Source organism: Proteinivorax hydrogeniformans (assembly GCF_040515995.1).
GTDB lineage: Bacteria > Bacillota > Proteinivoracia > Proteinivoracales > Proteinivoracaceae > Proteinivorax > Proteinivorax hydrogeniformans.
In genome coordinates, this window is sequence record NZ_CP159485.1 from 42,146 (window position 1) to 56,161 (window position 14,016).

At 36.5% G+C, this 14,016-nt stretch carries 16 protein-coding genes; 15 read left to right on the plus strand and 1 reads right to left on the minus strand.

Annotated features, from left to right (window positions below):
* Positions 1–7 precede the first annotated feature (7 nt).
* The 7 genes from tmk to rsmI all read left to right on the plus strand — a co-directional run bounded on the left by tmk (position 8) and on the right by rsmI (position 4,681).
* Positions 8–613 (plus strand): dTMP kinase, encoded by a 606-nt coding sequence (gene tmk, locus PRVXH_RS00200; protein ID WP_353893319.1) that lies wholly within the window; start codon positions 8–10, stop codon positions 611–613.
* 17 nt (positions 614–630) lie between these two features.
* Positions 631–960: a cyclic-di-AMP receptor gene (locus PRVXH_RS00205; protein WP_353893320.1), complete on the plus strand. Its 330-nt coding sequence runs from the start codon at positions 631–633 to the stop codon at positions 958–960.
* Between the two features lie 18 nt (positions 961–978).
* Positions 979–1,917, plus strand: coding sequence for a DNA polymerase III subunit (locus tag PRVXH_RS00210; protein WP_353893321.1), 939 nt, complete (start codon positions 979–981; stop codon positions 1,915–1,917).
* A 1-nt stretch (position 1,918) separates the two neighbouring features.
* Positions 1,919–2,731: a stage 0 sporulation family protein gene (locus PRVXH_RS00215; protein WP_353893322.1), complete on the plus strand. Its 813-nt coding sequence runs from the start codon at positions 1,919–1,921 to the stop codon at positions 2,729–2,731.
* A 10-nt stretch (positions 2,732–2,741) separates the two neighbouring features.
* Positions 2,742–3,041, plus strand: coding sequence for an initiation control protein YabA (locus tag PRVXH_RS00220; protein WP_353893323.1), 300 nt, complete (start codon positions 2,742–2,744; stop codon positions 3,039–3,041).
* 81 nt (positions 3,042–3,122) lie between these two features.
* On the plus strand, positions 3,123–3,869 hold the full coding sequence (locus PRVXH_RS00225; protein ID WP_353893324.1) for a methyltransferase: 747 nt from the start codon (positions 3,123–3,125) through the stop codon (positions 3,867–3,869).
* Positions 3,869–4,681 carry a 16S rRNA (cytidine(1402)-2'-O)-methyltransferase gene (rsmI, locus tag PRVXH_RS00230; protein WP_353893325.1) on the plus strand — a complete coding sequence of 271 codons (813 nt, stop codon included), beginning with the start codon at positions 3,869–3,871 and terminating at the stop codon, positions 4,679–4,681. Before PRVXH_RS00225 ends, rsmI begins: the two co-directional genes overlap by 1 nt.
* Before the next feature lie 74 nt (positions 4,682–4,755).
* On the opposite strand, the gene PRVXH_RS00235 is transcribed toward rsmI, so the two are convergent.
* Positions 4,756–4,992, minus strand: a complete 237-nt coding sequence (locus PRVXH_RS00235; protein WP_353893326.1) for an AbrB/MazE/SpoVT family DNA-binding domain-containing protein — start codon at positions 4,990–4,992, stop codon at positions 4,756–4,758.
* A gap of 96 nt (positions 4,993–5,088) precedes the next feature.
* On the opposite strand from PRVXH_RS00235, the gene PRVXH_RS00240 reads away from it, so the two are divergent.
* The 8 genes from PRVXH_RS00240 (at position 5,089) to PRVXH_RS00275 (ending at position 13,959) form a co-directional block, all read left to right on the plus strand.
* On the plus strand, positions 5,089–6,027 hold the full coding sequence (locus PRVXH_RS00240) for a DNA double-strand break repair nuclease NurA (protein ID WP_353893327.1): 939 nt from the start codon (positions 5,089–5,091) through the stop codon (positions 6,025–6,027).
* Positions 6,028–6,041: 14 nt separating this feature from the next.
* A complete protein-coding gene (locus PRVXH_RS00245) occupies positions 6,042–7,817 on the plus strand; it encodes an ATP-binding protein (protein WP_353893328.1) in 1,776 nt (591 codons plus the stop codon).
* Positions 7,818–8,150: 333 nt separating this feature from the next.
* Positions 8,151–10,097 carry a methionine--tRNA ligase gene (metG, locus tag PRVXH_RS00250; RefSeq protein ID WP_353893329.1) on the plus strand — a complete coding sequence of 649 codons (1,947 nt, stop codon included), beginning with the start codon at positions 8,151–8,153 and terminating at the stop codon, positions 10,095–10,097.
* Between the two features lie 12 nt (positions 10,098–10,109).
* Positions 10,110–10,892, plus strand: a complete 783-nt coding sequence (locus PRVXH_RS00255) for a TatD family hydrolase (RefSeq protein ID WP_353893330.1) — start codon at positions 10,110–10,112, stop codon at positions 10,890–10,892.
* Positions 10,893–10,903: 11 nt separating this feature from the next.
* On the plus strand, positions 10,904–11,452 hold the full coding sequence (rnmV, locus tag PRVXH_RS00260; protein WP_353893331.1) for a ribonuclease M5: 549 nt from the start codon (positions 10,904–10,906) through the stop codon (positions 11,450–11,452).
* Positions 11,445–12,311: a 16S rRNA (adenine(1518)-N(6)/adenine(1519)-N(6))-dimethyltransferase RsmA gene (rsmA, locus tag PRVXH_RS00265; RefSeq protein WP_353893332.1), complete on the plus strand. Its 867-nt coding sequence runs from the start codon at positions 11,445–11,447 to the stop codon at positions 12,309–12,311. Before rnmV ends, rsmA begins: the two co-directional genes overlap by 8 nt.
* A 93-nt stretch (positions 12,312–12,404) precedes the next feature.
* Positions 12,405–13,262, plus strand: a complete 858-nt coding sequence (yabG, locus tag PRVXH_RS00270) for a sporulation peptidase YabG (protein ID WP_353893333.1) — start codon at positions 12,405–12,407, stop codon at positions 13,260–13,262.
* Positions 13,249–13,959, plus strand: a complete 711-nt coding sequence (locus PRVXH_RS00275) for an N-acetylmuramoyl-L-alanine amidase (protein WP_353893334.1) — start codon at positions 13,249–13,251, stop codon at positions 13,957–13,959. Before yabG ends, PRVXH_RS00275 begins: the two co-directional genes overlap by 14 nt.
* The last annotated feature ends 57 nt before the right edge of the window (positions 13,960–14,016 follow it).

Consider the following 14,016-nt stretch of genomic DNA (forward strand, 5'->3'; position numbering starts at 1 on the left):
TGGAAAAATGGAAACAAAAGGAAAGTTCATAGTTATAGAAGGTCCTGACGGAGCTGGGAAAACAACTCAAGCCCAAAAGTTATGCGAACTATTTGAGCAAAAAAGGATAAACTATTTATATACAAGAGAACCAGGAGGAACAGACGTTGGAAATGAGATAAGAAAAATTTTGCTAGATTTTAAAGGGGATATTAACCCAATAACAGAAACAATATTATATAGTGCAGCAAGAGCTCAGCTGATTCAAGAAGTTATAAAGCCGAAATTAAATGCCGGTGTTAACGTTATAGCTGATCGATATGTGTTTTCTAGTATTGTTTATCAAGGTCTAGGTTTGGGAGTAGAAGAAAATATAGTAGCTGAAATAAATAAAATAGCTACAGAAAACCTTCTGCCAGATTATACATTTTACTTAGACCTAGATATAGAAAGTTCGTTAGGCAGGATAACTGGCAAAAAAGATAGGATAGAGCAAAGGGGACTAGAGTATTTTAAAAAAGTAAAAGAAGGTTATATTTCTTTGTCTAAAAAGTACCCCATTATCACTATTGATGGTAATAGGAGTAAAGAAGATGTCTTTAAGGACATAGCCGGTCATATGGGGTTACTTTAAAAAAAGGAGGGGAAAAAATGAAATTAGTAGTGGCGGTTATTCAAGATAAAGATAGCGGCAAATTGTTAGAGGCTTTAGTTGAAGATGGATTTAAAGCTACTAAGCTAGCTAGTACGGGAGGCTTTTTAAAGGCGGGTAATACGACAGTTTTAATAGGAGTAGAGGATAACAAAACCCAGCAAGTAGTTAAGCTTATTAAAAAGATATGTAAGGCTAGAGAGAAGACTGTAACTACGATGTCCCCAATCGGTGGGGCAGTGGAATCATATGTACCTTATCCTGTAGAAATTGTAGTTGGAGGCGCTACTATATTTGTTTTAGACGTGGACCAGTTTGAAAGAGTATAGCATAGAAGGAGTATTATAATGGAGGTAATAGGACAAAATCACATACTAGATTATTTTAAAAAAGTGACAAATCATAATCAGTTGAGCCACTGTTACATTATTCATGGTAATAAAGGAACAGGCAAAAAAACCATTTCTAGAAAAATAGCTCAGATAATTGCCTGCTCTAAAAATGGCTGCGGCCATTGTCGAACCTGTCAAAACATCCTAGGTGGAAGCCATCCAGATGTTTTAATGTATAGAAACGATGGGAAAAACGTGAAGCTTGAAAATATTTCAGAGTTTAAAAACGGGGGGAAATTTTCCCCCCTAGAAATCTCTAAAAAGATTCTTATTTTAGAAGATACCGAGATGTTAACTCCACAAGCTGCAAATAGCATCTTGACGATGATAGAAGAGCCTCCGGAATATCTTGTAATAATATTACTGACAAATAATTTAGATAAAGTGCTGCCTACGGTTAAATCTCGGGCAGTTCCATTTAAAATTATGCCGCTAAAGAAAAGCATATTAGAAAAATATTTATGTGAGAACAAACACTTAGACAAAAAAGAAGCTTTATCCATAGCAAACTTTAGTCAAGGATCGCTAGGACAAGCTATAAGATTAGCGGAAACTAATTTTTTAAGTGAAAGAGAGAAGGTTATTGAACTAATTCTAAAATTTAAAGATAACAGCATTTCATATGCTGACATAGAATCTAACGTGAAGGATATGGATCACCATTTAATTTTAGACTTGCTTACTTTTTGGTATAGAGATGTATTATACTTACAAAAGGGTGGAGACAAAACAAAAATCGTAAATTTTGAATACTATGATATACTAATAGAAAGGGAATGGTTAGACCCTTTTTTGGCAATGAAAAAAATAGATGAGGTCAGAGTTAACTTAGACTATAAAGGAAACTTTATACTCAATCTAGAAGTCCTTTTTATGAGACTACAGGAGGTTTAAAATGGAATTATATGATGTAGTAGGAGTACGCTTTAAAAAAGCAGGCAAGATATATTACTTCAGCCCAGACAAGTGGGAACTAGAAGTTGGAGATAGTGTTATTGTAGAAACAGCTAGGGGTTTAGAGTATGGAGATGTTGTTGTTTCCCCTAAGGAAGTAGAAGAAAGTGAGTTAATCCTACCTTTAAAAAAGGTTATAAGGAAGGCTACATCTAACGACAAAAAAATGATGGAAGATAACATAGAAAAAGCTGAAGAAGCCTTTAAAACTTGCACAGAAAAGATAGAAAGTCACAATCTAGACATGAAATTAATTGACGTGGAATACACATTTGACGCTTCAAAAATTATTTTTTACTTTACTGCTGATGGTAGAATTGACTTTAGAGAGCTTGTTAAGGATCTTGCGGCTGTTTTTAGAACTAGGATAGAACTACGCCAAATTGGAGTTAGGGATGAAGCAAAAATGTTAGGTGGCCTAGGATGTTGTGGAAGACCTCTTTGCTGCAACACCTTTTTAGGAGAGTTTGAGCCGGTATCTATAAAAATGGCAAAAGAACAAAACCTATCCCTAAACCCCAATAAAATATCCGGCATTTGTGGTAGGCTTATGTGCTGCTTAAGATATGAGAATGAACATTATAAGGAAGCTAACAAAGAGTTGCCCAATGTAGGACATAGGGTAAAAACTAAGGTAGGAAAAGGTAAGATAGTAGAAGTGAATCCACTAAAGTCTAACGTTAAGGTAGAGCTCGATGATAGCAGAACCTGGGTGGATTTCCCCGCTGCAGAAGTAGAAATCGATAAGGAATAGGGGGAGGGTAATGGAACAAGAAATTAGGTTATTAGAAGATAAGCTTGAGGAGTTTTACCGAACTTTAAAGGACTTAAAGGAAAAGGCCAATACCTTAAAGCAAGAAAATCAAAGATTAGAAAAAGAAAATAAATGGCTAAAAGAACAGCTTCCAAACTCTAAAAAGAAAAAGAATGTAACAACTGTAAAAGAAGGCCAGGACGCTCTAGCTAGACTGTATAATGAGGGTTTTCATATATGTCACTTACATTATGGCAGCTTAAGGGAAGAGGGAGACTGTTTGTTTTGCATTTCGTTGTTAAAAAAATAATATCGTGTTTATTTATAAGCAGCAGCTCTATCTTCACAAAGAAGGTTAGAGCTGCTGTCGTTAGATGTATTTAAAAAGAAGGTGAGCGCAATTAAGTCCAAAAATATTAGAGTAGATGATTTGCAGCGTAAAGACTTAAAGATAGTACAAGACCCCAATCTATACATGTTTACCATGGATGCAGTGCTACTTTCTCACTACGCAACCGTTAAAAATAACTGTAAGGCCATAGACCTTGGGACAGGAACCGGTGTAATCCCCCTTTTAATGTCAGCTAGAGGTAAGTTTAGTATAATTTTTGCCGTAGAAATACAAAAACAGCTGGCAAGCCTTGTAAAAAAGTCTGTCCAATTAAATAAGCTAAACCATTTAATTAAAGTGGTAAATGAAGATATAATGAAGGGACTTCCAGGTATCCCTAAAAATTATTTTGATTTAGTTACTATAAATCCTCCTTACTTGAAATATGATAAAAACATAGAAAAAACTTCTAAAAATATTGGCAAACGTGAGCTTTGCGGTGATTTAGAAGGTTTTATTTCAATAACAGGTAAACTGCTGAAAGTGGGAGGAAAAGTTGCTATGGTACAATCAGCTCATCGGCTTGCTGACACTTTGGAACTGCTAAAAAAGTATAAATTAGAACCAAAAAGGTTTAGGCTTGTGCAGCCTAATTTAGAAAAAGAACCTACAGTCTTTTTAGTAGAAGCTATAAAGGGAGCAAAGCCTGGACTTAAGGTTAATAAAACCTTAATAATCAATAAAAACGATAAAGAGTACACACAAGAAGTATCCAACTTATACTTTGGAGAAGGTGGTCTTTTATAATGGGAAAACTTTTTTTAGTATCAACACCTATAGGAAATCTTGAAGATATATCATATAGGGCTATTAGAACTTTAAAAGAGGTTGATATGGTAGCGGCAGAAGACACAAGAAGGACAGGAATACTCTTAAAAAAGTTTGACATTAAAAAACCTATGATTTCTTATCATAAGTTCAATGAAAAAAAGCAAGTGGAAAAAATAATAACACACCTACAAGAAGGGAACGAGGTAGCCTTAGTCTCAGATGCTGGGACCCCGGCAATATCCGATCCAGGATATATACTAGTGGAGAAGGTAATAGCAGAAGGCTTTGAGGTTTCAGCAATACCGGGACCCTGTGCTTTTATTTCTGCCTTGGCAATGTCTGGCCTAGATACAACATCCTTTACCTTTTTTGGATTTATGCCTAAACAGAAGGGTAGAAAAAACGAATTTATAAAAGAGATGTTAGAGCATAACAAAACCTCAGTTTTTTACCAAAGCCCTCACGACTTCTCAGATACCTTAGAACAAATATACAAGCTACAGCCCAACAAAAAAATCGTCGTAGTAAGAGAGATAACAAAGGTATTTGAAGAAAGAAAGGATGGAACTGCGGAAGAACTTTTAGCATATTTTTGCAACGGGATAAAAGGTGAGATAACAATGCTGTTGCCTAAGGCAGAAAAAAAGAAGCCTAAACTTGAAGAGGGGGCAGTCATGGTAAAAGAGCTTGTAGATGACGGGAGGTTTCTAAAAGAGGCGTGTAAAGAAGTAGCCCTAAACACAGGCCTATCTCAGAGAGATTTATACCAGCATTATATTAAGAAATAATATGGTTTTCATTGTATAAAAAAAAAGACGGGTCTTTACCCGTCTTAAAATATATAAATAGCCAGCAAACTTACCTACTTAAGTTCAGCTTTACAATTTTCGCATACATTTTTAGATTTAAAGTGTGTAATACCCTCAGCTTCTCCACAAAAGATACACGCAGGATTATACTTTTTAAGTACAACTTTTTCACCATCAACATAGATTTCTAGAGAATCTTTTTCGCTGATATTTAAAGTTCTTCTAAGTTCTATAGGTAACACGACTCTTCCAAGCTCGTCCACCTTCCTAACGATACCTGTTGACTTCATAGGCTCCCCTCCCTTTCTACAAATTTCGACATTTTCATTGTACCAATTAATTCCATGACAGTCAATAACCAAAAAGTAAATAAATGGAGGTTTGTGATGGTATTTGATAACGAGTTAATAAGAAAAATTAAGAAAGTTAACGAAGATTTGTCGACTGCTCAAAAAAACACCCCTTCTAGGTTAGAGCTAAAAGAGAAACTAGCAGAAGCGGGAGGCATATTTTCTAAAATTAAAGAAAATGTAAACCTAGATATTAATCTTATGGGAGTAGATGGTTCTTTTAATAGTTATGGGGCCAATTATCCCCATCAAATTTTTGTGTTTCGAGCATTGGCAAAGACGACCAAGGGGTATGAGCACGTGGTAAGTGATGTGCTTTACCCTATGGATAGTGAGGTTAGGGCACAAATTACCAAGATAAGTAGTGAAAAAAACATTTCCCAAAATGATGCTATGGCCAAGCTAATTAAGGTGAAGCTGGCATCTATGGAGGTTCAAGCAGCCTTAGGAGGTTTAGAAAAAACTAAACCCGATGTTATATTTATGGATGGCTCTTTAATTAGATACAAAATTGAAGATGCCGATGGGTGGGGAGAGTTACAAGCTAAATGCTTATCTAACGATATAAAACTAGGCGGTGTTATAGAAGAAATAGGGACAAACACACTTTCTAGAAAGATAGACTTAGAAGGTTATGACCGGGAAACTCTTTTTAATTTGTTTGAACTTTACGAGCAACTAACATTTCACCAGATTAAGGAAGGGCTTTCCACGGTGTTTTATCGTCCTAGTAAAGACCCTCACCCAGTGGCTATGGATTGCTTAACTAACCAAAAAGAAGGAATTGACGAGTTAATTGGGTTAGCCAGTAGTCTTACCCCTAAAAGAGGGAGAGGTATACCTGTCTGGCTTGATATTGTTGATAATGAAGTAAGGGTGACAAACAAAGCTATTAACGCTTTAATAGAAAACCATTTAGATGAAAAAGTAAAAAGGGTGTTTTTGTCACCTAAAAGAGATAAAAGAATAATCTAGGGAGGGATAAAGCAGTGCAAGTAGTAGGAGAAACGACCCAACAACAGGTTTGGATTGCAACCGAAGAGAGGAAAATAAGGATAAACGAAATAATAATTATCGAGGATAAAGACTTAGGCAACTTAAGGGGAGAGGTAGTAGAAACTATGAGCTATAATCCTTTCATCCCACTAAACTTAAATGGCAGCTTAATGGAAAGCAATGTAGTTGAATCCCTTTCTAAGTTAGGTTATGACATAGGGGGAAGTGAAATAAATATAGCTAAAGTGAGCCTATTTACTGAAGCGCCTTACCCTGTCAGTACGGGCTGCAAAGCTCGGGTTCCTGAATTTGAGGAAGTGAAGGATTTAATTTTGTTTGGCAGCAAGGAAGAAGGATTGGTACTTGGAGAAATAAAGAGTACACAAGGGATGTACGAGTCTTTGCCAGAATCTTTAAAGGACATAGCAAAAGTTTTAGAAGGTAAAGAGCTGTCACAAAACGGAGTGCCTTTTATATTCCCAGTTAAGGAAATGCACCAATACCCGCATATGGGGATATTCGGAGGGTCAGGATCAGGCAAATCATATGGTATAAGAGTATTACTAGAAGAGGTAATGAGACAACAAGTTCCTATGTTAATTTTCGACCCTCATTATGAGATGGAGTTCAAAGGGGAGGCGATGTTTGAGTCTAGATATTCTGTGGTAACTTTGGGCGAGGATGTGGGTGTTGAGTTTTCCAGCCTTACTACAAGGGACCTTATAAATCTTTTAGGAGCGTCGCATACACTTACTGAGTCTATGGTTAATGCTGTCGAAGTTTTACATAAAAGGAATGATTCTTTGTTAAGCTTCACCAAAAGAATAGAGGACCTTTTGACAGCCCTGGAACTGGGAAAAGGAAGCTTAGAAAAAATTGACTTTAATGCAGATAACGATCCTAAAAAAACACAGCGGCTTAAAAGCCTACTAGATCAATATGGCAGTGTTCCTTTAGCTTCTGTCAAAGGTATACAGTGGAGGTTAAAGAGGTTAGAGTATGCGGGGCTATTTGTACAGAATACCGACAAAATAGAACTAGCCATTTTATCTAGGAAATCAGCTGTTATACAAGGTCCAGTTTGGCTTTTAGGAGTTTTTGCTACCTATGTAATAGGACATTTTTATCACCAAAGAAGGCAGTACAAAGATGGGAGCAAAGATGAATTTTATCCGCCCTTTATCATCGTGACTGATGAGGCTCATAACTTTGCTCCTAAGGGATACGAGTCTCCCTCAAAATCGGTTATAAAGGAGATTGCTCAAGAAGGTAGAAAATATGGGGTGTTTTTATTGCTGGCAACCCAAAGACCAACCCTGCTAGATGAGACAGTAACAGCACAGTTAAATACCAAGCTCATTTTCCGTACAGTAAGAGGTACGGATATAGCAACTTTGAGAGAAGAAACGGATTTAACTGAGAGGGAGTGCAAAAGATTACCCTATTTAAAAAGTGGAGACGTTTTTTTATCTTCAGCTATTTTTGGAAGGACCATAGCTGCCAGAATTAGAGTGGCACTTACAGAAAGTCCATTTTCTCAAAACCCTTTTGACGAGCTAGAAAGTGTGTCATTAAACAAAACTGAAGATATATTTAAAAGCATCATTCCTTTTTTGCCAATAACTAGCGCAGACTTTGCCGATGTTTTGAAAAAGTTAGAGGACATTAACTCTATAGAGGAGTTATCGCAGAAGCTTTCTGATCTTTCTGCGGAAGGTTATATTTATGAAGAGAAAACTCCTTTTGGTAAGCTATATAAAGAAAAATAAATATAGTAGGGAAATTGACATATAATAACATAGAGGATATAATATTTTTACAATTGAAAAGACATAAGTGCATTGACGTAAAATGAGTAATTGGATCCTAAAATTACAGAGAGTTGCCTATTTGGTGGAAAGGTGACATTTTAGACTGGTGAACATGGTTTTACAGAGCACTTACGGTAGTTACGTTATAACTGAAGTCTACTGACTTGACTGAGAATGTCCAAGTGGCATTAAAGTTAGGGTGGTACCGTGGAGTTTATGCTTCGCCCCTACATACCTAAAGGGCGAAGCTTTTTGTTTTTTAATAGATAATACTAAAGGGAGGTTTTTAGTTTGACTAAAAAAAGATTCTATATAACAACACCTATTTATTACCCAAGTGATAAGCTACATGTGGGACACTGCTTAACTACAGTTATTGCTGATGTAATTAGCAGGCACAAAAGATTTACTGGATACGAGGTTAGATATTTGACCGGCACAGATGAGCATGGGCAGAAGATTCAAGAAAGAGCTAAGCAAGATGGACAAACCCCAGAAGAGTTTGTGGCGAAAATTAGAGAGTGGATTAAGGATCTATGGGAAGTGTTGGACATACAATACGATGACTTTATTGCAACAACAGAGAAAAGGCACAAAAAAGTAGTACAAATGATATTTGAAAAGTTACATGCAAAAGGTGATATTTATAAAGACTACTATGAGGGGCTTTATTGTACCCCATGTGAATCGTTTTGGACACAAAGGCAGCTAGCGGAAGGAAACTGTCCTGACTGTGGGCGTCCAGTAAAGAAAGTTAAAGAAGAAAGCTACTTTTTCAAGCTATCTAAGTATGCACCACAGCTAATTGAGCATATCGAAAAAAACCCTGACTTTATCCAACCTCAATCCCGTAAAAATGAGATGTTGAATAACTTCCTAAGGCCGGGGTTAGAGGACTTATGTGTTTCGAGAACCACGTTTGACTGGGGAGTAAAAGTGCCCTTTGATGACAAACACGTGGTATATGTTTGGCTAGACGCTTTAGTTAATTATATTTCCACCATTGGCTTTGGAAAGGATGAAGAAACCTTTAATAAGTGGTGGCCAGCAGACCTTCATTTAATGGCTAAAGACATCGTGAGATTTCATTCAATATACTGGCCGATATTCTTAATTGCTCTAGACTTACCCTTGCCTAAAAAGGTTGTAGCACACGGATATTTGTTGTTTGATAATGATAAAATGTCAAAATCTAAAGGAAATGTAGTAGATCCTAGAGTTTTAGTGGATAAATACGGAGTAGATGCATTAAGGTACTATTTATTAAAAGAATCATCGATTTCAAGTGATGGCAATTTTTCCGAAGAAGCATTGGCTAAAAGAGTAAATTATGATTTAGCAAACGATCTAGGAAATCTGGTAAGTAGAACAATTACTATGATTGAAAAGTATAATGATGGAACTATTTTGCCGCCTACAAATCCTGAAAAGATAGATGAAGAGCTTATACAGATGGCGAGTGCGCTGCCAGAGAAAGTAGAGCATAACGTAAACAGCGTAAATTTAAGTGAAGTCATGTCAGACATTTGGCAGCTAGTTTCCAGAACAAACAAATATATCGATGAGACTACACCATGGATTTTAGCAAAAGATGAAGAAAACAAGGAACGTTTAAGCACAGTTTTATACAACCTAGCAGAATCCATACGAGTAACAGCTGTGATATTAACGCCCTTTTTACCAAACACGTCGGAGAAAATTTTTGCTCAGCTTAATGTAGCAAAAAAAGAGCAAAATTGGGACCATAAAGACTGGGGGCTTTTAAAAGAAGGGACAAAAGTTCAAAAGCAGCCTCCTATGTTCCCGAGAATAGACCTAAAGAAGTTTGAAAAGGATGCTAGTAGTAGTAAAGGTGATAAAAAAGATGTCAAGGCTACAAAAGAGAAAACAAAAAAAGAGGCCGATAAAACTCAGCAAATTGACATTAACCACTTTTCACAAGTTCAACTAAAAGTTGCAGAAGTTTTAGAAGCAGAAAAAGTGGAGAAGGCAGACAAACTGCTAAAAGTTAAACTAAGTGTAGGTGATACACAGCGCCAAGTAGTAGCAGGCATAGCCAAAAGCTACGCTCCCCAAGAGTTAATCGGGAAAAAGGTTATATTTGTAGCTAACCTTAAGCCAGCTAAGTTAAGGGGAATTGTATCTGAGGGTATGATTTTAGCAGCAGAGGATGCACAAGGAAATCTAGTGTTATCTAGTTTAGACAAAGAGATAGAAAGTGGAACAGAAGTTAGGTAAAGGAGGTATAAAATGCAATTAATAGATAGCCACTGTCATATAGACAATGAAAAATATACAGAAACTCCGGAAGAAATAGCTATAAAAGCAAAAAGCCACGGTGTTAAGGCGATGATAAATGTGGGTTATGATCTTAATTCATCCAAAAACGCTGTCAAGCTGAGTGTAAAGATACCTCAATTGTACAGCGCCGTAGGGATACATCCTCATGATGCAAAAAAAGCTCCCACTGGTTACCTTAACCAATTAGCGGAGCTGACAAAAAATCAGAAGGTGGTAGCTTTAGGGGAAATAGGACTTGATTATCACTACAATTTCTCATCGCCAGAAATTCAAAAAAAAGTTTTTAAAGAGCAGCTACAGTTAGCCTACGATTTAGACATCCCTTTTATAATTCATCAACGGGAAGCAGTAGGGGATATGTTAGAAATTATAAAAAGATTTCCTAAACCCCCTCAAAAAGCAGTTTTCCATTGTTTCTCGGGAAGTTCTGAACTGGCTAAGGAGTTAATTACCATGGGTTATTATATATCTGTAGGAGGTCCTGTTACATTTAAAAATGCAAAAAAACCAAAACAAGTTGCAAAAGATATATCTTTGGAAAACTTACTGGTGGAGACCGACTGCCCTTACCTAACACCCCATCCTTTTAGAGGAAAAACAAACTACCCTCACTATGTTAAATATGTGGTGGAGGAAATAGCGGCCATTAAAGGAATATCAAAAGAAGAAGTGGCCAGTAAAACCTTAGAAAATACAGAGCAATTGTTTGGGATGAAAGTAAACAGCTTATAGGGGGTAAAATATTGAAGGAAGTCATAGTTGTCGAAGGAAAGAACGATTATCATGCTGTTAAGCGGGCAGAACCAAAAGCGGAGATAATCACTACCAGCGGTTTTGGTATAAGTGCTGAAACCATGGCCAGAATAAAACGGGCATATAAAAAAAGAGGGGTTATAATACTTATGGACCCAGACCATGTAGGAGAGATCATACGCAAAAAGTTAGCTGCCCAATTTCCAAAAGCTAAGCACGCCTTTGTTTCGAGAGAAAAAGCTATAGAAAATGATGATATAGGGATAGAAAATGCTCAGCCGGGTGAAATAAAAAGGGCTTTAAGTAAAGTGAGGACTACAGGTTCACAGATAGAGCAGGAGTTTAATATGGACGATCTTTTGTTTGCAAAACTTACTATTTCCTCTAAATCTGCAAAAAGGCGAGCAAAACTTGGGGCTCTTTTAGGGATTGGCTATGGAAATAGCAAGACGTTTTTAAAAAGGTTAAATCAGTTTGACGTAACGAGAGAAGAGTTTAATGAAGGGCTAAAAAAGCTGGATGGTGAACAAAATGTCTAATGTAACAAAGGTACAGCAAATTAAGGAGTTTATGGCACAGCAAGGCTTTAGCATAAAGAAGAAGTTTGGTCAAAATTTTTTAATAGATAAAAATGCACTAGAAAAAATAGTTACTGCTACAGAGCCCGATAACAATACAACAGTTTTAGAAATAGGTCCAGGCTTAGGAGTGCTTACCAATAAGTTAGCTGACAGTGCCGGCAAGGTGATATCAATAGAGATTGATAAAACCTTAGAAAGTCATTTAAAGGAGCTTGAAAAAAAACGCGAGAATATTAACGTTGTTTTTTCTGATGCATTGAAGCTAGACTTAAGTGAACTATTAAAAAAAGATATCAGTGAGGGCCGCAAGTTAAAGGTCACAGCGAACTTGCCTTACTATATAACCACTCCATTACTTTTCAAAATGCTAGAAAGTAAAGTGGAATTTGAAAGTTTAACATTAATGATGCAGTTAGAGGTCGCCCAGAGGATACTAGCAAGTCCTGGAGGAAAGGAGTATGGCAACTTAACTGTTGCTGTTCAGTATTATGGAGAGGCTAGTATGGTTACAAAAGTACCACCTAGCTGTTTTTACCCTCAGCCTAAGGTAGACTCCGCAGTGATAAACATAAAGCCCAGAGACAAAAGCGTTAAAGTGTTAGATGAGACATTTTTCTTTAGGCTAATTAAACAAGCTTTTAGCAAAAGAAGAAAAACTTTAGTCAATAATTTAGAGCCGTTAGCTGACTTAAGTAAATGCGAGCTAACTCAAATACTAGAGGAGCTAGACATAGATGGAAAGAGAAGGGCTGAAACCCTTAGCATAGAAGAGTTTGCGAAAGTAAGTGATGAATTAATTAAATACGTCAAGAAATAAGGGAAGGTGCCTAAATTGGTGCCTTCCCTTATTTATAGCAAACAAATATTTTATCAGCTACATATACTAAATTAGAATAAGGGGGGTGAAATAATGGAATTTAAAGTTGGTGATATTGTGGCTAGAAAATCTTATAAATGCGATATCTACTTCGCTGTTTATGAGATTGATTGGGATAAGAAGATAGCTTATTTAAAAGGTTTAGACTTAAGAATTCAAGCCGATGCCCCTTTAAGAGATCTAAAAAAAATAAACTCAAAAGAATTAATTAAGCACAAAAGAGAAATGATGATTACTAAGATGAAATGTATTAACAAAATAGAGTCCGCTCGTAAACAAGAGCAGATTAACTTGGGGATTCAAAGAGGAGACTCTAAATCAAAATATTATGAAATACCGGGAAAGATAGTTCACATTGATGGAGATAAGGAGTATCTCAAAACATGTACCCTAACTTACAGACAATTAAACCTAAATGTTGTGCCATTTTTTATAGCAGAAAAAGATCAACCTAGAGAGGTTGGAAGAATAGTTAAAGAACATTCCCCTGACATACTAGTAATTACAGGACATGATGGTATCAATAAAGAGAGCAAATACTACCGCAACTCTAAACACTTTATTTTAGCTGTAAAAAAAGCTAGAAAAGTAGAGCCAAATAAAGACGACTTGTTTATTTTTGCTGGAGCATGTCAAAGTGATTATGAAGGAGTAATTGAAGCTGGGGCAAACTTTGCTAGCTCCCCAAACCGAGTTTTGATACATTGCCTAGACCCTGTTATAGTAGCACAAAAGGTAGCTTATACACCTATATCAAAGATAATTAGTATTGAGGAAGTTATTGAAAATACTATAACCGGAATGGACGGTATAGGTGGCATTGAAAGTGTAGGAAAGTTTAGACTAGGATTACCAAAGTATAAGGAGGACAGCAAAAATGAGAGGCATTAAAAACGTTAATATCTCTAAAGATAACACGAAATCCACGGTGGATATCAAAATCCAAGGTGGCTTTAAATATGATATAGACAGTGACAGCCAAGACATTAAGGTAAATATAGAGCCTAAGGAAGACTTTAAGCCCAGTCCACAACCAGGGCTAAAACCTTTAGAGGGTAAAACAATAGTATTAGATCCTGGGCATGGAGGGTCAAATACTGGCGCTGTAGGTAACGGACTTTTAGAAAAGGAGGTAGTCCTTGAGATTTCTCTGATAGCTGAGAAAAAGCTAAAAGACCAAGGAGCAAATGTACTTTTAACTAGGCGACAGGATAGAAGAGTAAGCTTATCGGAGAGGGTGAGGGTAGCTAATGATAACAATGCTGATATCTTTGTCAGCGTTCATGTCAATGGATTTACAGATCCAACTGCTAGAGGAACGGAAACTTACTGGTACACAAGGGGAAGTAGCAGTAGTAGGCGTCTTGCCCAAATAATGCAAAGAAGAATGCTCTCCGCCCTCAACAGAAGAGATAGGGGGGTAAAACAAGCTAACTTTTACGTTTTAAGGGAAACTGATATGCCTGCGGTATTACTAGAGCCATTATTTATAACAAACCCTGAAGAAGCAGAGCTAATTCAAAGAAAAGAAACTAAAGAAAAAATAGCAGAAGTAATTTTAAATGGAATAATTGAATTTTATTCTTGACAACATGGGCATTACCTTGCTATAATAATACTTTTATTTGACAATAGGTAATAAAAA

What these genes read in the sequence shown, in the direction of transcription:
- tmk (WP_353893319.1), top strand. Translation starts at nt 8, where the DNA reads ATGGAAACAAAAGGAAAGTTCATAGTTATAGAAGGTCCTGACGGAGCT.
- PRVXH_RS00205 (WP_353893320.1), top strand. Translation starts at nt 631, where the DNA reads ATGAAATTAGTAGTGGCGGTTATTCAAGATAAAGATAGCGGCAAATTG.
- PRVXH_RS00210 (WP_353893321.1), top strand. Translation starts at nt 979, where the DNA reads ATGGAGGTAATAGGACAAAATCACATACTAGATTATTTTAAAAAAGTG.
- PRVXH_RS00215 (WP_353893322.1), top strand. Translation starts at nt 1,919, where the DNA reads ATGGAATTATATGATGTAGTAGGAGTACGCTTTAAAAAAGCAGGCAAG.
- PRVXH_RS00220 (WP_353893323.1), top strand. Translation starts at nt 2,742, where the DNA reads ATGGAACAAGAAATTAGGTTATTAGAAGATAAGCTTGAGGAGTTTTAC.
- rsmI (WP_353893325.1), top strand. Translation starts at nt 3,869, where the DNA reads ATGGGAAAACTTTTTTTAGTATCAACACCTATAGGAAATCTTGAAGAT.
- PRVXH_RS00235 (WP_353893326.1), bottom strand. Translation starts at nt 4,992, where the DNA reads ATGAAGTCAACAGGTATCGTTAGGAAGGTGGACGAGCTTGGAAGAGTC.
- PRVXH_RS00240 (WP_353893327.1), top strand. Translation starts at nt 5,089, where the DNA reads ATGGTATTTGATAACGAGTTAATAAGAAAAATTAAGAAAGTTAACGAA.
- PRVXH_RS00255 (WP_353893330.1), top strand. Translation starts at nt 10,110, where the DNA reads ATGCAATTAATAGATAGCCACTGTCATATAGACAATGAAAAATATACA.
- rsmA (WP_353893332.1), top strand. Translation starts at nt 11,445, where the DNA reads ATGTCTAATGTAACAAAGGTACAGCAAATTAAGGAGTTTATGGCACAG.
- yabG (WP_353893333.1), top strand. Translation starts at nt 12,405, where the DNA reads ATGGAATTTAAAGTTGGTGATATTGTGGCTAGAAAATCTTATAAATGC.
- PRVXH_RS00275 (WP_353893334.1), top strand. Translation starts at nt 13,249, where the DNA reads ATGAGAGGCATTAAAAACGTTAATATCTCTAAAGATAACACGAAATCC.